We start from the raw sequence: 19,259 nt of genomic DNA on the forward strand, positions 1-19,259 counted from the left end.
GCAATGGACCCGTTGCGCCAGCCCGCCTATGGTCCGCGCCATGAGCGACAAAGCCACGACCGCCCCCGCCCTGAAGCCCGGCGACCATCTCTTCCTGGTCGACGGCTCGAACTTCATCTTCCGGGCCTATTTCCAGTCGATCAATCAGGACCGGAAGTACAATGCCCGTTCGGACGGGCTGCCCTCCGGCGCCGTCCGGCTCTTCGCGACCAAGCTGTTCCAGTTCGTGCGCGAGGGCGTGCTCGGCGTCCGGCCGACCCATCTCGCCATCGTCTTCGACAAGTCGGAGAACTCGTTCCGCAAGGCGATCTACCCGGCCTACAAGGGCAACCGCTCCGACCCGCCCCCCGATCTCATTCCCCAGTTCCCGCTGATGCGCGAGGCCGTGCGCGCCTTCGGCCTCATCCCGGTCGAGCAGGATGTCTACGAGGCTGACGACCTGATCGCGACCTATGCGAAGCAGGCTCGCGAGGCCGGCGCCGACGTATTGATCGTCTCCGCCGACAAGGATCTCATGCAGCTCGTGAAGCCGGGCGTTGCCATGTACGATCCCGCCTCCGGCGACCAGAAGAAAGGCGCGGGCTTCCGCGCCGAGCGCAGGATCGGCGAGCCCGAGGTCGTCGAGTATTTCGGCGTCATGCCCGACAAGGTCACCGATGTGCAGGCGCTCGCTGGCGACGCCACCGACAATGTGCCGGGCGCTCCCGGCATCGGCATCAAGACGGCGGCCCAGCTCATCGGCGAATATGGCGACCTCGAAACCCTGCTGGCGCGCGCCGGCGAGATCAAGCAGCCCAAGCGCCGGGAGACACTGACCAATCCCGAGGTGGTCGAGAAGGTCCGCATCTCCCACAAGCTCGTCAGCCTCGTCGACGACGTGAAGGTCGAGACGCCGCTGGAAAACCTGACGCTGGAGCAGCCCGATCCGGCCAGGCTCATCGCCTTCCTCAAGGCGATGGAGTTCACCACCATCACCAAGCGCGTGGCCGAGGCCTATGAGGCGGATGTCGGCGCCGTCGATGCCGATCCGGCTCTGGCTCCCGGCGGGGCGCGCGCGGCCGAGTTGAAGGCCCTCTATGCCGGCGCCGACGCCGCCGGGACTGTGACGCCTGCCTCTGCTCCGGCCGCCTCTTCCGCGCCTGCCGCCAACGCTTCAGTCGCGGCCGGCGGCGAGGACGGCTGGATGAAGCCGGCCGATCTCGCCGCCGCCCGCAGGAGCGAGGCGATCGCCGGCAAGATCGACCGCTCCAAATACGAATGCGTGCGTACGCTCGCCGATCTCGATCGCTGGATCGGCTGGGCTTATGAGGCTGGCCATGTCGCGCTCGACACTGAGACCACCTCGCTCGATGCGATGCAGGCTGATCTCGCCGGCATCTCGCTCGCCGTTGCGCCGGGCCGTGCCTGCTACATCCCGCTCCAGCATCGCGGCGGCGACGGCGGGCTCTTCGACGAGGGCCTGCTGGCCGACCAGATTCCGCTGGCGCAGGCCGTCGCGGCGCTCAAGCCCCTGCTGTCGGACGCAGGTGTGCTCAAGATCGGCCAGAACCTGAAATATGACCTGCTGGTGCTGGAGCGCCATGGCCTCAGCGTGTCCCCGATTGAGGACACGATGCTGATCTCCTATGCGCTCGATGCCGGCAGCAACAGCCATGGCATGGACAAGCTCTCGGAACTGCATCTCGGTCATGAGACGATTCCGTATGCGCAGGTCGCCGGGACCGGCAAGAACCAGATCACCTTCGACAAGGTGCCGCTCGACAAGGCGACGGATTATGCCGCTGAGGATGCCGATATCACGCTCAGGCTCTGGCTGGCGCTGAAGCCGCGCCTCGTGGCCGAGAAGAAGACGGCGGTCTACGAGGTTCTGGAGCGGCCGATGGTGGAAGTCCTCGTCCGCATGGAGCGCCGCGGCATCGCGATCGACCGGCAGATCCTCTCGCGGCTTTCCGGCGATTTCGCGCAGGGTCTGGCCCGGCTGGAGGATGAGATCTACGAGCTCGCCGGCGAGAAATTCACCATTGGCAGCCCCAAGCAGCTCGGCGACATCCTGTTCGGCAAGATGGGGCTGGAAGGCGCCAAGAAGACCGCGACCGGCCAATGGGCGACCGGCGCCGGCGTGCTCGAAGACCTCGCCGAGCAGGGCCATGCGCTGCCCTCGAAAATCCTGGAATGGCGCCAGCTCGCCAAGCTGAAATCGACCTATACGGATTCACTGCCGGGCTATGTGAACCCTGAGACCAACCGGGTTCACACCTCCTATGCGCTCGCGGCGACGACGACGGGCCGGCTCTCCTCGTCGGAGCCGAACCTGCAGAACATCCCGATCCGCACTGAGGCCGGCCGCAAGATCCGCACCGCCTTCGTCCCGGAGAAGGGCTTCAAGCTGGTCTCGGCCGACTACAGCCAGATCGAATTGCGCCTGCTCGCCCATATCGCCGAGATCCCGCAGCTCCGGCAGGCTTTCGCGGATGGCATCGACATCCACGCGATGACGGCGTCCGAGATGTTCGGCGTGCCGGTCCAGGGCATGCCGAGCGAGGTGCGCCGCCGCGCCAAGGCGATCAATTTTGGCATCATCTACGGCATCTCGGCCTTCGGCCTCGCCAACCAGCTCGGCATCGGCCGCGAGGAGGCGAGCGCCTATATCCGCAAGTATTTCGAGCGCTTCCCCGGCATCCGCGACTACATGGACCAGACCAAGACGCATGTGCGCGCCCATGGCCAGGTCACCACGATCTTCGGCCGTGTCTGCCATTTCCCGGCGGTCGCCTCGAAGAATCCCTCCGAGCGCGCCTTCGTCGAGCGTCAGGCGATCAACGCCCCGATCCAGGGTTCGGCCGCCGACATCATCCGCCGGGCGATGACCCGCATGGACAATGCGCTCGCCGCGAACCGCCTCAATGCCCGCATGCTGCTGCAGGTCCATGACGAGCTCGTCTTCGAGGTGCCTGAAGCCGAAGTCGAGAAGACTCTGCCGATTATCGAGCAGGTGATGGTCGATGCGCCGCATCCGGCCGTGCAATTGCGCGTGCCGCTCGCGGTCGAGGCCCGCGCTGCCGACAACTGGGACGAGGCCCACTGAGAGCCGGACGGCACGGCGCCTTCGCGCCCTTGTCCTGGGGAGTGTGGCAAAAGCTCGTGTCTCGAAGGATGCTCCAGTTGTCGCCGGAGCCTCCCGAGCATCCCCCGAGATGCCGCTGGTGCGGCTCCACGGGATGAGGGCTGTGATGGTTTCGTTTGGGCCATGATCCAACCGGAACCCGGCCGATCCCGCTGACGTTGATCCTGCCGACGCGCCAGGGCGGAGCGGTTCGTGCGTTGGAAACATCCCATGCTCAGCTCATCGGCCTGGCGGCCCTTTCCGCGCGACATGGCGGAGCCGGACCCGGTGGAGGACAGCCCAGAGGTCACGGCCGACGAGCATGACCTCATCGTCCACTACGCCATCGTCAGTATCTTCGTCATCCTGGCGACGGGATCGCTGTCCTTGGCCAGGGTCATCGCCATGCCTGTTACGGCGGGCGTCATCTTCGGCCTCGTGCTCGGACCGCTCGTCGATTGGCTGGCGCGTTACCAGGTGCCGCAGCACGCGGCTGCATGGCGATCGCCCGGCTTGCGGGGCTGCCCTTCCCGGTCTTCTGGGGGGCGCTCGCCTTCCTGCTCAACTATCTGGCCTTCATCGGCCCGGTCATCGTGGCGATCCTGCTACTGGCGGGCGCGCTGCTCGATGCATCCTCGATCCTTGCCGCGCTTTGGCCGGCGTCGGCCTGCTATATTCTGCACCTGATCGAGGGCAACGCGGTCACGCCCGTGTTCGTCGGCAATCTCCTGATGATCTCGCCCTTCCTCGTCTTCATCGCCTTCATCTTCTGGCTCTGGCTGTGGGAGCCTGTGGGCGCCGTGCTCTCGACGCCGATCGTCATCGTGGCCATGGTCGCGCAGGAGGAGTTCGCGCGCTATCGCCGCGATCAGGCGAAGGCCGATGCCGAGGAGGCCGGGGAAGTTCAGGCCGCCTGAACGCCGTTTCCGGAACAGAACGCGCGCATAAGCGTTGCCCGATCGAGCGGTGGCCCTTGCGGTCGCCGCGCCTCCTCGCCACCATCCGAATTTCCATCAGCGACAGGACGACACTGCCATGGCCACAACGACACCCGCGAAACGTCAGGCCGCTGCCGCCGCCAGGCGTGCGAAGGCCGAGGTCGAGGCTGGCGCCGAGGAGATCGCGGCCGAGACGCGGCAGGCAGGAGCCCGCGCCCGGCGCCAGGCGAGTGCGCTTGAGGACACCCTGACCCGCAGCGCGGAGGATATCGCCGCGACCGTCAGCGAACGCCTGCGCGCCGTCGGCGTGGACACCGACAAGATGGTCGACGTCGCCAAGGAGCAGGCGACCGAGTTGCAGCGGCTGATCGAGGACGAGATTCGCGAGCGGCCCTTGCGCGCGCTCGGCGTAGCGGCCGCCATCGGCCTGTTCGTCGGCTTCCTGTCGGCTCGCTGATCATGTTCGGGGGGATCGGATCCTTCATCGCCTCGGAGGTGTCCGGGGTGGTGAGGCGCAATGTCATCGTCTACGGCCTGTTCGGCCTCGCCGCGCTGCTCATGTTCTGCGCTGGCGGCTATGCGCTGAATGCCCTGCATACCGTTCTGGCGCTGCAATACGGCGCTGTTGCCGCCAGCCTCTGGATTAGCGGGGGTCTTTTCCTCGCGGCCTTGCTGGCGCTGGGCGTGGCCGCCATCGTCAAGGGCCGGCGCCGGGCGCCGCGCCCTGCGGCGACGGCGGCTCTTGCGGCTGCGCCGCTCGCCGCAAAGCTCATCGGCTCGCGCCTGAGCTGGCGCATCGCGCTGGCCGGCGGGATTGTCGTGCTTGGCGCGATTCTGGGTCGCCAGATAGTCGCGGGCGGCTCGGATGACCAAGGGGAAGCCTGATTCCGCGCCAAGCGGCGGCATTTACGAGGCATGTCTTTTTACATAGGGATGTCGTCATGCGTCCCTTAACAAGACCTGCATGTCTGCTCAGGTGAGGCCTCGCAACCGCCTTCCGATCCCGGTTCTTCCGGTCATCGGCGCGCGCTTTCGCTCGGCGTCGACCACGATCATCGCGATTGGCGTCGTGGCGGCGGCGGTCGTCCTGGCCGCCTGGATCAACCAGCAGGCGCGACAGACAGCGGACCGTGTCTCCCACGCGATCGAGATCCGCGAGCGGGCCGAGCGCTTCCTCGGCCGGATGCGCGATGCCGAGACCGGGCAGCGCGGCTTCCTGCTGACCGGCGAGGCCGACTATCTCGAGCCTTTCACCGAGGGGCGGGCTGCGGCGGGCCCCGAGCTCGATATTCTGGCCGCGCTGGTCGATGCCGATCCGGTCCAGAAGGAGCGGGTCGCGACGCTGCGCACGGACATGGCCGTCAAGTTGGCGGAGCTCGACCAGACGATCTCGCTGGAGCGCGCCGGCCGCCGGACGGAGGCGCTGGAGCTGGTTCGCAGCGAAAGCAGCATCGCCGCCATGGACCGGCTGCGCGATACCGTCCAGGCAATCCAGCTAAGCGAGAATATCCGGTTGAGGTCGCTTTACGGCCGGGAGGAGCGCCGCCGTCTCTGGGGCAGTACCGGAATCGTCATCGCGCTCGCCGGCCTCGCCTTCGCCGCCTGGCAGCAATTGCGTCGCCGCCAGCGCCGCAGCAATGCGCTTGCGATCAGCAACGCCGAGCTCGAGCGGATCGTCGGCGAGCGCACCAGCCAGCTCGAAAGCGAGCGCCTGCGCATCGAGGCGCTGCTGCGCGACGTCAATCACCGGGTCGGCAACAACCTCGCCATGGTCTCGGCCCTGCTCAATGTCCAGAGTCGCCAGACGCGCGAGCCCGCGGTCAAGGCGGCGCTGGCGCAGGCCCAGTCACGTATCCAGGCGATCGCTGCCGGGCAGCGTCGCCTGCGCCTGGACATCGAGACCGACGAGATCGATGCCCGGCCCTATATGGAAGACCTGCTCGCCGAGATCGGCAAGTCGGCAGAAGGCCGGCCGATCCGGATCGAGCTCGACATGGAATCGATCCGCCTGCCCGGGCGCGATGCGGTTTCCTTCGTCGTCATCGTCAACGAACTCGTGACCAATGCCATCAAGCATGCCTTCCCCGACGGCCTGTCCGGGCAGATCGTCATCCGCTTCGCGCCGACGGATTACGAGGGCGAGCCCGCGCTTGCGATGACGATCGAGGATGATGGCGTCGGCATGCCCGCGGAGACTGTCAGCAAGGGGCTGGGCCAGACGGTGATCGCAAGCCTGCTGCGCAGCATGCGGGCGATGATGACCTCGCAGCCCCTGCACCCGGAGCAGGCTGAGCGTCCGGGTACGCGGGTGGTGATCGTCTTTCCGAAGCGGGAAATCCTTCCGGCTCAGGCCTGAAGCCGCCGCGTCAGCCTTGCAGCGCCTTGAGGCGCGGCGAACCCACGGCGCTTTTGACAAAGGCCGCGACCTCGCGTGTCGAAAAGGGCTTGCGCAGGAAGCGGACGCCGCGCAGAGCCGTGGGCACCTCATGCGGCGCCGACCCGGAGACGAAGGCGAAGGGTGTTCCGGTTTCCTGGAGGGTGCTCGCGACATCGAAGGTCTTGCCGCCGACGACGTCGATGTCGAGCAGGGCGCAGGCAAACTGCTTCGTCGTCATCCGCCGCGCCTCGGCCACGGATTCGACCACGATCAGTTCCACTCCGTCGCCGAGCTGCTCGGCCACGGCACTCTCGATGTCCATCGCGATGAACGGGTCGTCCTCGACGATGAGTACGCGGATATCAGCCATCGACCGGCTCTCTCACTCACTGCAATCCTGTTACGCGGTCTCAACGTGACAGGATTGGCGATGTTCCTGCTCTGGCGCCCCAGCATGGCGGAAAGCTTTGGATTTGAGTCGATTTTGAGCGGTCAAGGTTAGCAAAAGGTAATTGCGTCTTCGTTTCGCAGCGTCACCGCCGGCGTCCCGGTTGGACGAGTGTCAATTCGAGAGCAGTCACGCCGATCGCGACATTGATGCCCCGATTGCCCTGTATCGGCAACGGCAGCAAGGTTGCTTCATTGTCCTTGCCGCCGGAAAGTGCGTTGCCCGGAGAGGATGGCGCGGTCACGCTGCCGCTCTTGTAGGGCCCGCTCAGCGCGCCCAGCGGCGCGCGCGCATAGGGGCCGTAGACGCGCCAGACCATGGTCGCGGTCCGGACCGCGCCGAGATCCAGGCTGAAGCTGCGCACGACACCCGTATAATGCTGTGTCGGCCCGCGGCGCGGCCTGAACCGGCACTCGGTCGGGCGCTGCGACTTGGTGATGGCGGCGAAATTGCTGCCGACGGTGCAGGACAGGCGCCCCGTCGGGGGGCCGGAAGGCTGCGCGGCGGCAGGCTCGTACATTCCTATAAGGCCGGCTAAGGCGAGAGCGGCTAGACAGGATCGGGAATGCCCTCGGCTCATCGCGAATGTTCCTCGTGAACTGGCGGGACAAACGCCCCAAGAAACCCATAGTTCCGCGCTAGGGAACCGGGAGGAGTTTGTAGCGTTGGCGTTTCATCTTGGCATGGGAATGTCGATGTCCGTGAGTCGTCCGCTTGGGGAAACCCCCACAATAATCGATCCCGATTTCGTGATGGCCCTGCCGCCATTCTGGGAGCTCGAGGATCTGATCGCCACGGGCCTCGATCGGGAGGCTGCCCTGGCGGTGATGGCTGCGCGTCGCAGCGGCTTGCGGTTGGTCGGCGAAATCGCTTTGTCGGGCGACGTGCAAGGCTTTCTTCTGCATTTCGGGACGGACGCGTTTCCGCGCTGATTCCGCTATTGGCAGAAGCGGGACGCACGAGAGCGGCGCTCCTGGATATCCACATGAAGATGATTGGCATGGGCGGCGTCCGAACCCGGCCCCAGCGTCGTCATGAACGCACCGCAGGCCGATTGCCTGACGGCATCGAGGAAGCGGTTCTGCGCCAGGCCTCCGGGCTTCTCCACAACGACCTCTGACGCGTTACCGCCGCTCCCCAGCTTGAAGGCGAAGATGTCCAGAGCCTGACCGGTGGCATGCTCGCTGATCGGTCCCGCCGAGGCACGGTTGCGGCGCCGGCACTCATGGCCGCCGCCGACGCGCAAGGCCGCAAGATCCCGGTCGAAATGCCCGCGCACCAGCGGCTGGACGCTGCGATCGAGCCAGTCGGCCAGCGTTCTCGCCATGGCGCAACTCAGCAGCGGAGGCGGTTCGAAGGATACGGTCACGGCTCCACCCGATCCCGTGACGGCAAGAGCTCCGACGCGGACGGGCTCGCTGATCCGGCATGCGGAATCGGTATCCCCCGCGGCTGGGGCGGCGGCGTTGACCCGGTTGCCGGGGATGGCGGCCAGGATCGACAGGCAGGAGCTCTGCGTCGGTGGTGCGGTTGAGCCGCCGCTATTCGCAAGAGCCGGCGCCCCGCTCACCGGTTCGGGCTTTGCGGCTCCATCCGGGACCGAGGGGCGCAACTCTGGCGGCCGCGGCGGAGGGCGCTGCGTGGAGAATGGTGCCGTTACGGGTGCGGCCGTGCTCGCTAGGGGCACGACCCAGAGTCCGATGGCAGTAAGCGTGGCCGCAATGCTCCGTCCTGTCCGGTGCGCCGCGCGGATGGCCCTTGACGGCGTTGGGACGAGGCTGGGCGAGGGGCCGGCTAGCTGTCCAGGGCCGAGGCGCTCGCGATCGTGATGCTGGTCAGGCCGGCGAGCGCGAGGGACAGGATTTCCGCGCTCGGCGCCCCCGGTTGCACGATTCCGGTGAACAGCGCCCCTCCGATCGATAGAGCCGCGATAGCGGCCGAGAAGCAGGTCGTCGCCATGATCCACGCCCTCCTCAACTGCAAACGAAACCGTCATTCCTCGCGCAACGCATCATTTCCGTCCGGGTTCCCGGATGGCAAGGAAAAAGGCCCGCGGGCAGGTGCCGCGGGCCTTGATCGTCTTCGACTGGAAGCGAAGCGTCAGGCGGCCTTGCGGCCGGCGCGGCGGTCGAAGAACAGGGCCTGGCTGATCGCGGCCTTCACGGCCTCAGGCTGGAACGGCTTGGTGATCAGGAAGGCCGGTTCCGGCCGGTCGCCGGTGAGGAGCCGTTCGGGATAGGCCGTGATGAAGATTACAGGCACGTCGATCGAGGACAGGATCTCGTTGACGGCATCGAGGCCCGAGCTGCCATCGGCGAGCTGGATGTCGGCGAGCACGAGGCCGGGCCGCTTCTTGGCGACGAGCGCGATCGCCTCGCGCTGAGTGCGTGCGACGCCGGTGACGGTATGTCCGAGCTCCTCGACCATCGTCTCGATGTCGAGCGCGATGATCGGCTCGTCCTCGATGATCAGCACTTCGGTTGCGACTTGCTCGGCGATTTCCTGGCCTGCGGTCTGGATCAGCGTCGAGGCTTCCGCTGCTGTGATGTCCATCACTTTTGCGACGTCGTCGATCGGGAAGCCCTCCACCGTCCGCAGCAGGAAGGCCTGGCGCGGGCGCGGCGTCAGCGCCTCGAGATTGCGCTCGGCGGGCGCGCGCGCGAGCTCGACCACGGGCGCTGCGGCATCGACGCTGGCCGACGACCAGAGCTTCAGGAAGGTTCTGTAGAGCCCGATGCGCGGATCGAGATCTCGCGGGAAGCCGGAGGGGTCTGCGACCAGTGCTTCGAGCATGGCGACGACATAAGTATCGCCACTCGGCTGGCTGCCGCAAAGCGCGCGCGCGAAGCGGCGCAGGTAAGGAAGATGAGGCGCAATTTCTTTTGCAATCGACATGAACGCGTCCCTTTTAGCACGTTGAAATAATGGCTTAGGCTGCACAAGAGACAAGAAATTTATTTTTGCGGAAGTGCGGAACCTTGTTGAGGCAAGGCTGTTATTAAGGCGCATTGGTGTCGCCATCGCGACGTGGTTCGGCATTGCCGGTGGGACATGGCGAGGCCGGAGATGGCGGGATTTGGAGATACGGGACCGGCTGGAAAAGCCGGCCCGGCGGTGTTGCGAGGGCTGACATGAACAGGTTGGATGCAGCGATGACTGAACCGGACGATCCCGACGAAGGTTTCGATCTCGTTATGGACCCGAAGGTGCAGGAATCGATCGGCCGCTCTCTCAAGGCCCATTACGACGACATCGTGAACGCGCCCGTGCCCGACAAGTTTCTCGTGCTGCTCGCGCAGCTTGAAGCGACAGAGCAGCGTGTATCCGGAGTGTCGCGCGATGAGTCCCAGTGATACTGCGCTTGCCGGTCGGACCGAGACACTGGCCCAGGAACGCCGGACCGAAGATTTCAAGGACGGGCTGATCCGCGAGATCCCGAATCTGCGGGCTTTTGCAGCCTCGCTCTCCGGCTCTATCCAGTTGGCCGACGACCTGGTTCAGGACACGCTGCTGAAAGCCTGGGGTAATTCGGACAAGTTCGAACCGGGAACCAGCCTGCGCGCCTGGCTTTTCACCATCCTGCGCAACACCTATTATTCCTTGTACCGCAAGCGCGGCCGCGAGGTGCAGGATAGCGAGGGCACCTATGCCGAACGCATGGCGACCCATGGCAATCAGGAGAGCCATCTCGATCTCGCCGATTTCCGCAAGGCGCTGGCGAAGCTTCCGGAGGAGCAGCGCGAGGTGCTGATCATGGTCGGCGCCACCGGTTTGTCCTACGAGGAGGCGGCCGAAATCTGCGGCGTGGCGATCGGTACGATCAAGAGCCGGGTCAATCGTGCCCGCACGAAGCTGGCCGAATTGCTGTCCATCGGCAGCGTCGATGACCTCGGGCCGAGCCACACCAATGCGGCTGCGATGCAGAGGGTTGGTCCCGAATCCGTTGGATCCTGATGCGTTTGCGGCGTTTCAGCACTGTCAGGACACGTCTGCTGGCATTGCTGGTCGCGATCGCCGTTCCCATAGCCTGCGCCTCGGCCTTCGCGGCTTACGCGACCTATCGGGCCGCGATCGTCGCGATCGAGGCCGCACAGGCCCGGGCCGCTGATGATTTCGCGGTACGCACCCGCGTCTGGTACCGCGGAATGTCGCGTGCCTTGCTCGCCTTCGGCACCACGGCAGCCGAGTTCGGCCTCGATACCCCCGGCTGCCGGGACGCCGGTATCAAGGCGATAGAGCGGGCCGCGGGGTTCCGCGCTTTTTTCCTGCGGCAGGGGGATGGGAGGCACTGCAGCGGCACCCTCGATCCTGCCCTGACGGCTGAAACGCTGAACGGCCTCGCCGCCCAGCTCGCGCAGCGTTCAGCCGTCGGGATGTGGAACGGCGCCGATCTCGGCAGGATGCGCTATGATCAGGTGACTGCGGGGGGGCGCCGTTATCTCGCGATCCTCGCCTCTGATCTTGCGGGCCCGGATGGCGGTTTGCAGCAGGCGCTTCTGCTCGTCGCACCGGAGCTGCTCGAAAATGTCTTCGCCCTTGGTGAGGAAGGGCAGGTTCAGAATGTCGCGCTGATCGGGCGCGATGCCGGCGTCGTCGCAAGCCGGGGGGAAGATCGCGACCTGTCATGGCTGCCGCGCACCGATCTGATCCCCGAGAAGCACGCACGCTGGACCGGCCTCAACCGGGGCGGCGAGGACAGCGCTTTCGCCACCCGCATGGTCGCCGAGCCGGATTTCTACATCGTCGCGAGCTTCGACGATCGTCCGGCCGAGGCGGCCCGGCTGCAATTTGCCGTGCTGCTGCTCGCACCGCTCCTGACGCTCGCCCTGCTCTGCCTCGTCTGCATGCGGGCGATCGACAAGCATTGCTTGCGCTGGCTGCGCGGCATCGAGGTTGCCGCCCGGTCGAGAACCGCCAATAACCGGGTTCGCGCCGTGGTGGCGGAGGACATGCCCAGCGATATCCGCAGTGTCGCGGAGGCCTTCAACGGCATGGTCGAGGAGCAGGAAGTTCGCCAGCGCCGCCTTCAGACGGCGCTGGACGACAATCGTTTCCTCGTCCGTGAACTGCACCACCGGGTCAAGAACAGCCTTCAGGTCGTGCAAAGCTATATCGGCCTGAGCAAGCGCGATCATCGCGACGAGGCGCGCCTCGCATTGGCCGATGCCGAATGCCGGGTGCATGTGCTGTCGGCGGCCTATCGCTTCACTCTTGCCGATGGCGAGATGCAGCCGGTCCGGATCGATCTCTTCCTGGACGATGTCGTCACCATGATCTCGAATCTGATCCGCAGCCGCGATCAATGGGTGACGAGCCGGATCGAGACGGCGGCGACGCTCTCCGTCGACCGGATCATACCCCTCGGCTTCCTTGTCGCTGACGTGGCGTCGCGCGCCCTGAGGGGGACGCCCGGCGTGCGCATTATCGTCGAGGTCGTCGATGTCGATGCCTCTGCGATCGAAGTCAGTCTCGAAGCCGATCGCGATATCGAGCACAGCGCGCCGCCACGGCTCTTCGCGGGGCTGCTTACCCAGATCGAGGCCGTGCAGACCCAGGAGCCTCATGGTCGCAGTCTGGGCCGCTGGCGGATCAGCCACCATTCCTGAAGCGTTCGGCTTTAAACGGAAACACGTCGGCAGCCGGTGGACTGGCGACGTGTTTGCTGGAAACTGATTGGAGCGTCAGCGCACGATATGCGTGGCCGGCCCGCCTGCCATTGCCTGCTGCGACGGTGACGCGATCGCGCGCTTCGCGGTGCTGCGCGAGCGATCGGCATGGTCGACGGCGGCAACCTGCAGGCTCTCGGCATAGCCGCGCTCGCTTGCACCCTTGGCAAGCGCGATCGTCGTCGAACTCTGGTCATCCGGCGTTTGAAGCCGGGCCCCCAGGGTCAGGCCTGCGACGGCCGTGCCCATGAGGCCGAAGAAGACGATGGCGCGCATGGCCGGCGCGAGGCTGGACTTCGGCATGGTTGTCTCCGGGCTGACCGGTCGATTGACCGGCTTTCGGGAGAGAAAACGCTCCAAACACGGCTTGGGTTCCGAAAGTGCGCGCAGTGGCGGGCCTTTCCTGTCGTCGCGGAACGGGAAGCGTCCTTGTCGCGTTGTTCCGAGGCCGGCTTCCCGCCGGCTATCGGGGGATCGCATTCGACCATGAACATCGCCAACCGGCCGGCACGCCTCGGCACGCCCTGCCTTGCCTGTCCCTTGCGGCTGAAGCCGGCCTTTCGGGACAAGACCGATGACGAAATCCGTTTCATCCAGACGATGAAGATCGACCACCGGGCGCTGCGTGCAGGCGCGGACATCATCCATCCCGGCCAGGAAGATGCCGAACTCTTCACACTCTATTCAGGCTGGGCCTTCCGCTACAAATCCCTGCCGGACGGGCGTCGCCAGATCCTGAACTTCCTGCTGCCGGGCGATCTCGTTGGCTTGCAGGCCTCGCTGCTCAGCGCGGCCGAGCATGGCATCGAAGCCCTGACCGACGTCGAGCTCTGCGTCTTCCCGCGCAAGCGTCTGTGGGATCTCTTCGTGCGAATGCCGACGCTGGCCTATGAAATCTCCTGGCTCGGCTCGCGCGAGGAATGCATGGTCGACGACAATCTGACTTCGGTCGGGCAGCGCAGCGCGGCCGAGCGCCTCGCCGCGCTGATCATCTCGCTCTATCACCGGGCCGATGCGCTCGGGCTCGTCACCAATGACGGCTTCGACTTTCCCCTGTCGCAGCAGCAGATCGCCGATGCGCTCGGCCTCTCGCTTGTCCATACCAGCAAGACCTGGTCGCGGCTGCGCCGGGAAGGGCTGTTCGCGCTGTCTGCAGGCAGACTCACCTTGCTGAATCCGCGCCTGACGGCGCGAATGGCCGCGGCCTATGAGCAGATCACGGCACCGCGGCCGCTGATCTGACCGCTGCTTTTGCTGCGGATGTGCAGGAAAAGGCTTGGCGAAGGCCCGCTCTTGACCCCATATGCCGCGCAGGTAACGTTGATTTGCGTCAGACGCGTCGTCTCTGCGGCGTTCAAGGGGTGTCATGTCTTCGACGGTTCGTCATCGCCCGCCGCGTGCCGCTTCGCTGGCGGCTCGTCTTGGGCAGTCCCGCGTGGCGACGCGGATCGAGGGCGAGGTGCGCGTCACCGCAGCCGATCTCGTCGATCGCGTGGCCGAGGCGAAACTGAAGGTCGCGGCCGTCCGCTACAAGGTCGAGGGCGAGGTCCGCAACACCGCGGAAAAACTGAAGAGCCGCGTCAGCGAGGCCAAGGCGAAACTGGGCGACGAAGCGCGCTTCATCAAATCCTGGATCGACGATCCCCGTCGGACCGGCTCGGTCACGCCGTCGAGCCCGGCGCTCGCCCGGCGGATGGCCTCCTTCGTCGACCCCGCGCAACCCGGTCCGGTGATCGAGATCGGTCCCGGCACCGGTCCGGTCACGGAGGCGCTGATCGAGCGTGGAATCGACGAGAGCCGCCTGATCCTCGTCGAGTACAGCCCGGAATTCTGCGAATTGCTGAGCAAGCGCTTTCCGCGGGCGACCATCGTGCAGGGCGATGCCTACGCCCTCTCGACCACCCTCGCAGGGCATCTCGGGGAGAAGGCGATCGCGCTGGTCTCAAGCCTGCCGCTGTTCAACCGTCCGCCGGCCACGCGTTCGGCGCTGGCGCGCGAGGCTTTCCCGCTGCTGGTGGAGGGCGCGCCCTTCATTCAGTTCACCTATTCGGTGATCTCGCCGATTCCGCGCAAGGGGTCGGGGCTCAAGGCCTTCGTGTCCGACTGGGTGCTCCGCAACATCCCGCCGGCGCGTGTCTGGGTTTATCGTCAAATTCGTTGAATTTCGGCAGAGTTGGCGCCGCTACATCGTACGGCATCGTTGATTTTGGCTGTTTCCATACCAAATCGTAAGACCTAGCTGTTAGGCAGCGCTCGCGATCGGGTACCTGCTGGCCTGCTCGCCAGCAGGAGCCCTAACAGCCGATGAGTGGCGCAGTCCTCCGCTACAGTTTGCCCCGTTGGCGCGTGACGCGCTGGCTGGCGGATGCCGGACCGGATGTTCCGCCCGAGATTCGGGTCGCGCTGATCGCCAGTCTCTACGGCACGCTGCCGATCTTCGCGGGCGGAGTCATCAATTCGCTTGCGGTCTCCTTCCTGATTGCCTGGCGCATCCCGACCCTGCCCTTCATGCTCTGGTGCGCGTTCGAGGTGATCTGCTGCGGGATCCGCCTGGTGGTGCTGATAGCGGCCCGCCGCCGGGCTGCGCGGGGTGCCCCGACCCCCACGGATCTCTATCTGCTGCTCGGTGTCGCCTGGGCAGCGGGCATCGGCGCCGGCACGTTCCTCAGCCTGAGCAGTGGCGACTGGGTCGCGGCGACGCTGGCCTGTCTCTCCGCCGGAGCGATGGTCGGCGGCATCTGCTTCCGCAACTTTGCCGCGCCGCGCATGGCCGGCTTGATGATCGGGCTGACATTGGGTCCCTGCGTGATCGCGGCGCCCTTCCTGTCCGAGCCGATCATGCTGATCACCTTCATGCAGATTCCATTCTACCTCTTCAGCATGGCGGTCGCTGCCTACAAGCTGAATGCCATGCTGATCTCGACCATGCGTGCCGAGCGCGAGAATGCCTTTCATGCGCGTCACGACATGCTGACCGGCCTGTCGAACCGGGCGGGGCTGACCAAGGCCTTCACGGCCCGTTTCGAGAGCGAGGCCACCCCACGGGGTCTCGCGCTGGTCTATCTCGATCTCGACGGCTTCAAGGCGGTGAACGACAATTACGGTCACATGGCGGGCGATGCCTTGCTCCAGCTTGTCGCGGAGCGCTTACGCGGTCTCGTGCGCAGCTCCGACATCGCGGCGCGCATCGGCGGCGACGAATTCGTCGTGCTCTCCGAGCAGACCGAACGCACGCAGCTCCAGCGTTTCGGCGAGCGGATCGTCCGCGAGATCTCGGCACCCTACGAGCTCGACAGCGGTCATCGGCTCAATATTGGTGCCTCCGTCGGTATCGCGCTCGCCCCCGAGCATGGCCGCGATATGAACAGCCTGATGTCGGCGGCCGATGCGGCGCTGTATCAGGCGAAATCGCGCGGCAAGTCGCTCTGTGTCATCGCCGGGCAGCGCTCCGTCCTGGACGCGCGTGGCTCGAGCGGGCGCGCCCTGCGGTTGCAATAACCGCTATTCGATCTCGCAGGCATCCTTGGCCGGCATCAGGCGCCAGAGCCCGTCATCGGGCTTTGCCAGGATTTTCACCGCATTGTCGGCAATCTCCTCGGCATCGTAGGGGTTGGGATTGGCGACGATCCCGCCATTGCGGATATCGAGTGCGCCTTGCGGCCCGCTCTCCAGTTGCCAGTTTCCGGCCTCCCATTCCGGCACGCAGCGCAGGCCCTTGCCCTGCGGCTTGCAGAAGCCGCCGAGCTGGTAGTCGAACCGGTTCGTGGTCGTGCGCTGCCGGAGGTTGAAATAGAGTGCGACATAGATCGCGGCATGCGGCTCGGCCTGCCAGTTGCCGGGCTTGTGCACGAGGCGGATCTTCGTGACCTTTTGCTGCGGGTGCGCCTTGAGATGGGCCTCGTCGTAAGTGCGCTCCCAGCAGGCATCCCGTTTCGGCGGCAATTCGCTTTCGAGCGGACGGGCCAAGGTCGGCAAGGCTGCAACCAGCACAACGGAAACGACGGCGGCGCGGCGCATTCTGGTGGCCTCCGGCTTCGGAACGCCAGATCATCGCAGTTTCGGTCACGCCGCAACGGTTTTCGCGCGGGCGCTTGACCCCGGCCGCAGCCTGGGGCTTGGCTGTCGCGCCGAGACGGAACAGCCGGGGCGGGAAGCGTGACGGATATCGGGCGGCTGGTCCGCGACATCGCCGAGGAGATGCGCGGCGCGCAGGAGCGCGGCGAGGTCGCGACCTATATCCCGCCGCTCGCTCGTATCGATCCCCGCCAGTTCGGGCTCTGCGTCGTGACGGCCGATGGTGAGGTCCATGCCGCCGGCGACAGCGAGGAGTCCTTCTCGATCCAGAGCGTCTCGAAGGTTTTCGCCCTGACCCAGGCGCTCGGCAAGGTCGGCGACACGCTTTGGCGCCGGGTCGGGCGCGAGCCATCGGGCACGCCCTTCAACTCGATCGTCCAGCTCGAGCGCGAGCAGGGCGTGCCACGCAATCCCTTCATCAATGCCGGCGCCCTCGTCGTCGCCGATATCAACCTCGCCGGCCACGAGCCGCGCGTTGCCATCGGGGAGTTGCTGCGCTTCATGCGCTATCTCGCCGATGACGAGACGATCATCATCGACGAGGCCGTGGCGCGGGCCGAACAGGCGACGGGCTTCCGCAATATCGCGCTCGCCAATTACATGAAGGCCTTCGGCAACATCACCCATCCGCCGGAACTGACGCTCGGCGTCTATTTCCATCAATGCGCCATCGCCATGACTTGCCGCCAGCTCGCCATGGCCGGGCGTTTTCTGATGCATGGCGGCTACCACGAGCCCGGCGGGCCGCGCGTCGTCTCGGGCCAGCGGGCGCGCCGGATCAACGCGCTGATGCTGACCTGCGGCCATTACGACGCCTCGGGCGATTTCGCCTTCCGGGTCGGCCTGCCCGGCAAGTCGGGCGTCGGCGGCGGCATCCTGGCGATCGCGCCGGGCAAGGCCGCGATCGCGGTCTGGTCGCCCGGCCTCAACGCCAACGGCAATTCCCTGCTCGGCACGCTGGCGCTGGAGCGCCTGACCGAGGCGACGGGCTGGTCGGTTTTCGCGCGGTAAGGCAGCGACTAGCCCCGCAACCCCGGCGCTTCCTGCCCGGTGCGGGCGACATATTCGGTATAGCCGCCACCATAGGCATGGACGCCCTCAGGGGTCAGCTCCAGCAGCCGGTTCGACAGCGCGGCGAGGAAATGCCGGTCGTGGCTGACGAAGAGCATCGTGCCCTCGTAGTTCGAGAGCGCGGTGATCAGCATTTCCTTGGTGGCGATGTCGAGATGGTTGGTCGGCTCGTCCAGCACCAGGAAATTCGGCGGATCATAGAGCATCATCGCCATGACGAGCCGCGCCTTCTCGCCGCCCGAGAGCACGCGGCAGCGCTTCTCGACATCGTCGCCCGAGAAGCCGAAGCAGCCGGCGAGCGAGCGCAGCGAACCCTGCCCGGCTTGCGGGAAGCGATCCTCCAGCGCCTCGAACACGGTGCGCTCGCCGTCGAGAACCTCCATGGCGTGCTGGGCGAAATAGCCGAGCTTGACGCTGGCGCCGATATTGACCGTGCCGGCATCGGGCTCCGTCGTGCCGGTGACGAGCTTGAGCAATGTCGACTTCCCGGCGCCGTTGACGCCGAGCACACACCAGCGCTCCTTGCGCTGGATCTGGAAGTTCAGCCCGTCATAGATGCTGCGGCTGCCATAGGCCTTGTTCACGTTCTTGATGCTGACGACGTCGTCGCCGGAGCGCGGCGCCGGCTGGAATTCGAAGGCGACGGTCTGGCGCCGCCGCGGCGGCTCGACACGCTCGATCTTGTCCAGCTTCTTGACGCGGCTCTGCACCTGCGCGGCATGCGAGGCGCGCGCCTTGAAGCGTTCGATGAAGGCGATCTCCTTGGCCAGCATCGCCTGCTGGCGCTCGAACTGCGCCTGCATCTGCTTCTCGGCCAGCGCCCGCTGCTGCTGGTAGAATTCGTAATCGCCGGAATAGCTGGTCAGCGCGCCGCCATCGATCTCGATGATCTTGCCGACGATGCGGTTCATGAACTCGCGGTCATGCGAGGTCATCAGCACGGCGCCGTCATAGTTCTTCAGGAAGGATTCCAGCCAGATCAGGCTTTCGAGGTCGAGATGGTTCGACGGCTCGTCGAGCAGCATCGCGTCGGGGCGCATCAGCAGGATGCGGGCGAGCGCGACGCGCATCTTCCAGCCGCCGGAGAGGCCGCCGACATCCCCCTCCATCATCTCTTCGCTGAAGCCTAAGCCCGCGAGCACCTCGCGCGCGCGCCCGTCGAGCGCATAGCCGTCGAGCTCCTCGAAGCGGCCCTGCACCTCGCCATAGCGGGTGATGATCTGCTCCATCTCGTCGGCGCGGTCGGGGTCGACCATGGCGGCTTCGAGTTCGGCGAGTTCGGCCGCGACCGTGCTGACCGGGCCGGCCCCGTCCATCACCTCGGCGACGGCGCTGCGCCCGGCCATTTCGCCGACATCCTGGCTGAAATAGCCGATGGTGATGCCGCGATCGGTCGAGACCACGCCTTCGTCGGGCGCCTCCTCGCCGGTGATCATCCGGAACAGCGTGGTCTTGCCGGCGCCGTTCGGCCCGACCAACCCGACCTTCTCGCCCTTCAGAAGCCCTGCCGAGGCCTCGATGAAGACGATCTGCTTTCCGTTCTGCTTGCTGATGTTCTCGAGGCGGATCATGGAATCGGGGA

Annotated in this window: 21 protein-coding genes; 13 read left to right on the plus strand and 8 right to left on the minus strand. The window is 66.0% G+C overall.

What is annotated here, in order from left to right; all coding sequences use genetic code 11:
* Nucleotides 1–40: 40 nt before the first annotated feature.
* From polA to J0I42_RS14135, 5 genes are all read left to right on the plus strand, one after another.
* Nucleotides 41–3,085, plus strand: a complete 3,045-nt coding sequence (gene polA, locus J0I42_RS14115) for a DNA polymerase I (RefSeq protein WP_291655637.1) — start codon at nt 41–43, stop codon at nt 3,083–3,085.
* A 515-nt stretch (nt 3,086–3,600) separates the two neighbouring features.
* Nucleotides 3,601–4,020 carry an AI-2E family transporter gene (locus J0I42_RS14120; protein WP_291655638.1) on the plus strand — a complete coding sequence of 140 codons (420 nt, stop codon included), beginning with the start codon at nt 3,601–3,603 and terminating at the stop codon, nt 4,018–4,020.
* A gap of 118 nt (nt 4,021–4,138) precedes the next feature.
* Nucleotides 4,139–4,498 (plus strand): DUF883 C-terminal domain-containing protein, encoded by a 360-nt coding sequence (locus tag J0I42_RS14125; protein WP_291655639.1) that lies wholly within the window; start codon nt 4,139–4,141, stop codon nt 4,496–4,498.
* A 2-nt stretch (nt 4,499–4,500) separates the two neighbouring features.
* Nucleotides 4,501–4,926: a hypothetical protein gene (locus tag J0I42_RS14130; RefSeq protein ID WP_291655640.1), complete on the plus strand. Its 426-nt coding sequence runs from the start codon at nt 4,501–4,503 to the stop codon at nt 4,924–4,926.
* Nucleotides 4,927–5,005: 79 nt separating this feature from the next.
* A complete protein-coding gene (locus J0I42_RS14135; protein WP_291655641.1) occupies nt 5,006–6,397 on the plus strand; it encodes a sensor histidine kinase in 1,392 nt (463 codons plus the stop codon).
* 10 nt (nt 6,398–6,407) lie between these two features.
* Here the strand turns inward: J0I42_RS14135 and J0I42_RS14140 are convergent, their stop codons facing one another.
* Together J0I42_RS14140 and J0I42_RS14145 are read right to left on the minus strand one after the other, a co-directional pair.
* Complete coding sequence (locus J0I42_RS14140; protein WP_291655643.1) at nt 6,408–6,788, minus strand: response regulator; 381 nt, start codon at nt 6,786–6,788, stop codon at nt 6,408–6,410.
* Between the two features lie 163 nt (nt 6,789–6,951).
* The gene (locus J0I42_RS14145) at nt 6,952–7,386 is read right to left on the minus strand and encodes a DUF992 domain-containing protein (RefSeq protein WP_291655644.1); all 435 of its coding nucleotides are present in this window, start codon (nt 7,384–7,386) and stop codon (nt 6,952–6,954) included.
* A gap of 232 nt (nt 7,387–7,618) precedes the next feature.
* On the opposite strand from J0I42_RS14145, the gene J0I42_RS14150 reads away from it, so the two are divergent.
* Nucleotides 7,619–7,798 carry a hypothetical protein gene (locus J0I42_RS14150; RefSeq protein ID WP_291655645.1) on the plus strand — a complete coding sequence of 60 codons (180 nt, stop codon included), beginning with the start codon at nt 7,619–7,621 and terminating at the stop codon, nt 7,796–7,798.
* Nucleotides 7,799–7,803: 5 nt separating this feature from the next.
* Here J0I42_RS14150 and J0I42_RS14155 read toward each other — a convergent pair whose 3' ends face one another.
* From J0I42_RS14155 to J0I42_RS14165, 3 genes are all read right to left on the minus strand, one after another.
* Nucleotides 7,804–8,553, minus strand: a complete 750-nt coding sequence (locus J0I42_RS14155) for an extensin-like domain-containing protein (protein ID WP_291655647.1) — start codon at nt 8,551–8,553, stop codon at nt 7,804–7,806.
* A gap of 107 nt (nt 8,554–8,660) precedes the next feature.
* Nucleotides 8,661–8,825 (minus strand): hypothetical protein, encoded by a 165-nt coding sequence (locus J0I42_RS14160; protein ID WP_291655648.1) that lies wholly within the window; start codon nt 8,823–8,825, stop codon nt 8,661–8,663.
* A 141-nt stretch (nt 8,826–8,966) separates the two neighbouring features.
* Complete coding sequence (locus J0I42_RS14165) at nt 8,967–9,761, minus strand: response regulator (protein WP_291655650.1); 795 nt, start codon at nt 9,759–9,761, stop codon at nt 8,967–8,969.
* A gap of 257 nt (nt 9,762–10,018) precedes the next feature.
* Between J0I42_RS14165 and J0I42_RS14170 the strand changes: the two genes are divergently transcribed.
* The 3 genes from J0I42_RS14170 to J0I42_RS14180 are packed head-to-tail and all read left to right on the plus strand — an operon-like array spanning nt 10,019 to nt 12,472.
* Nucleotides 10,019–10,219 (plus strand): NepR family anti-sigma factor, encoded by a 201-nt coding sequence (locus J0I42_RS14170; RefSeq protein WP_291655651.1) that lies wholly within the window; start codon nt 10,019–10,021, stop codon nt 10,217–10,219.
* Nucleotides 10,206–10,820, plus strand: a complete 615-nt coding sequence (locus tag J0I42_RS14175) for a sigma-70 family RNA polymerase sigma factor (RefSeq protein WP_291655653.1) — start codon at nt 10,206–10,208, stop codon at nt 10,818–10,820. The genes J0I42_RS14170 and J0I42_RS14175 overlap by 14 nt, the downstream gene beginning before the upstream one ends.
* The gene (locus tag J0I42_RS14180) at nt 10,820–12,472 is read left to right on the plus strand and encodes a histidine kinase dimerization/phosphoacceptor domain -containing protein (RefSeq protein ID WP_291655654.1); all 1,653 of its coding nucleotides are present in this window, start codon (nt 10,820–10,822) and stop codon (nt 12,470–12,472) included. The genes J0I42_RS14175 and J0I42_RS14180 overlap by 1 nt, the downstream gene beginning before the upstream one ends.
* 75 nt (nt 12,473–12,547) lie before the next feature.
* Here J0I42_RS14180 and J0I42_RS14185 read toward each other — a convergent pair whose 3' ends face one another.
* A complete protein-coding gene (locus J0I42_RS14185; RefSeq protein WP_291655655.1) occupies nt 12,548–12,835 on the minus strand; it encodes a hypothetical protein in 288 nt (95 codons plus the stop codon).
* A 183-nt stretch (nt 12,836–13,018) separates the two neighbouring features.
* Here J0I42_RS14185 and J0I42_RS14190 point away from each other — a divergent pair, with 183 nt between their 5' ends.
* From J0I42_RS14190 to J0I42_RS14200, 3 genes are all read left to right on the plus strand, one after another.
* Nucleotides 13,019–13,774 (plus strand): Crp/Fnr family transcriptional regulator, encoded by a 756-nt coding sequence (locus tag J0I42_RS14190; RefSeq protein WP_291655656.1) that lies wholly within the window; start codon nt 13,019–13,021, stop codon nt 13,772–13,774.
* Between the two features lie 124 nt (nt 13,775–13,898).
* Complete coding sequence (locus tag J0I42_RS14195) at nt 13,899–14,693, plus strand: class I SAM-dependent methyltransferase (RefSeq protein WP_366509834.1); 795 nt, start codon at nt 13,899–13,901, stop codon at nt 14,691–14,693.
* A gap of 143 nt (nt 14,694–14,836) precedes the next feature.
* Nucleotides 14,837–16,030: a GGDEF domain-containing protein gene (locus tag J0I42_RS14200; RefSeq protein WP_291655657.1), complete on the plus strand. Its 1,194-nt coding sequence runs from the start codon at nt 14,837–14,839 to the stop codon at nt 16,028–16,030.
* Nucleotides 16,031–16,033: 3 nt separating this feature from the next.
* On the opposite strand, the gene J0I42_RS14205 is transcribed toward J0I42_RS14200, so the two are convergent.
* Nucleotides 16,034–16,549: a hypothetical protein gene (locus tag J0I42_RS14205; protein ID WP_291655658.1), complete on the minus strand. Its 516-nt coding sequence runs from the start codon at nt 16,547–16,549 to the stop codon at nt 16,034–16,036.
* A gap of 138 nt (nt 16,550–16,687) precedes the next feature.
* Between J0I42_RS14205 and J0I42_RS14210 the strand changes: the two genes are divergently transcribed.
* Nucleotides 16,688–17,617, plus strand: coding sequence for a glutaminase (locus J0I42_RS14210; RefSeq protein ID WP_291655660.1), 930 nt, complete (start codon nt 16,688–16,690; stop codon nt 17,615–17,617).
* An 8-nt stretch (nt 17,618–17,625) separates the two neighbouring features.
* Here the strand turns inward: J0I42_RS14210 and J0I42_RS14215 are convergent, their stop codons facing one another.
* A complete protein-coding gene (locus J0I42_RS14215) occupies nt 17,626–19,248 on the minus strand; it encodes an ABC-F family ATP-binding cassette domain-containing protein (protein ID WP_291655661.1) in 1,623 nt (540 codons plus the stop codon).
* Between the last annotated feature and the right edge of the window lie 11 nt (nt 19,249–19,259).

This window comes from Allobosea sp. (assembly GCF_017308015.1).
Taxonomy (GTDB): Bacteria; Pseudomonadota; Alphaproteobacteria; order Rhizobiales; family Beijerinckiaceae; genus Allobosea.

Bases quoted from the DNA above. Each gene is read 5' to 3' on its own strand.
- polA (WP_291655637.1), top strand. From the start codon at position 41: ATGAGCGACAAAGCCACGACCGCCCCCGCCCTGAAGCCCGGCGACCAT.
- J0I42_RS14120 (WP_291655638.1), top strand. From the start codon at position 3,601: ATGGCGATCGCCCGGCTTGCGGGGCTGCCCTTCCCGGTCTTCTGGGGG.
- J0I42_RS14125 (WP_291655639.1), top strand. From the start codon at position 4,139: ATGGCCACAACGACACCCGCGAAACGTCAGGCCGCTGCCGCCGCCAGG.
- J0I42_RS14130 (WP_291655640.1), top strand. From the start codon at position 4,501: ATGTTCGGGGGGATCGGATCCTTCATCGCCTCGGAGGTGTCCGGGGTG.
- J0I42_RS14135 (WP_291655641.1), top strand. From the start codon at position 5,006: ATGTCTGCTCAGGTGAGGCCTCGCAACCGCCTTCCGATCCCGGTTCTT.
- J0I42_RS14140 (WP_291655643.1), bottom strand. From the start codon at position 6,788: ATGGCTGATATCCGCGTACTCATCGTCGAGGACGACCCGTTCATCGCG.
- J0I42_RS14145 (WP_291655644.1), bottom strand. From the start codon at position 7,386: ATGTACGAGCCTGCCGCCGCGCAGCCTTCCGGCCCCCCGACGGGGCGC.
- J0I42_RS14150 (WP_291655645.1), top strand. From the start codon at position 7,619: ATGGCCCTGCCGCCATTCTGGGAGCTCGAGGATCTGATCGCCACGGGC.
- J0I42_RS14160 (WP_291655648.1), bottom strand. From the start codon at position 8,825: ATGGCGACGACCTGCTTCTCGGCCGCTATCGCGGCTCTATCGATCGGA.
- J0I42_RS14165 (WP_291655650.1), bottom strand. From the start codon at position 9,761: ATGTCGATTGCAAAAGAAATTGCGCCTCATCTTCCTTACCTGCGCCGC.
- J0I42_RS14170 (WP_291655651.1), top strand. From the start codon at position 10,019: ATGACTGAACCGGACGATCCCGACGAAGGTTTCGATCTCGTTATGGAC.
- J0I42_RS14175 (WP_291655653.1), top strand. From the start codon at position 10,206: ATGAGTCCCAGTGATACTGCGCTTGCCGGTCGGACCGAGACACTGGCC.
- J0I42_RS14180 (WP_291655654.1), top strand. From the start codon at position 10,820: ATGCGTTTGCGGCGTTTCAGCACTGTCAGGACACGTCTGCTGGCATTG.
- J0I42_RS14185 (WP_291655655.1), bottom strand. From the start codon at position 12,835: ATGCCGAAGTCCAGCCTCGCGCCGGCCATGCGCGCCATCGTCTTCTTC.
- J0I42_RS14190 (WP_291655656.1), top strand. From the start codon at position 13,019: ATGAACATCGCCAACCGGCCGGCACGCCTCGGCACGCCCTGCCTTGCC.
- J0I42_RS14195 (WP_366509834.1), top strand. From the start codon at position 13,899: ATGTCTTCGACGGTTCGTCATCGCCCGCCGCGTGCCGCTTCGCTGGCG.
- J0I42_RS14200 (WP_291655657.1), top strand. From the start codon at position 14,837: ATGAGTGGCGCAGTCCTCCGCTACAGTTTGCCCCGTTGGCGCGTGACG.
- J0I42_RS14205 (WP_291655658.1), bottom strand. From the start codon at position 16,549: ATGCGCCGCGCCGCCGTCGTTTCCGTTGTGCTGGTTGCAGCCTTGCCG.
- J0I42_RS14215 (WP_291655661.1), bottom strand. From the start codon at position 19,248: ATGATCCGCCTCGAGAACATCAGCAAGCAGAACGGAAAGCAGATCGTC.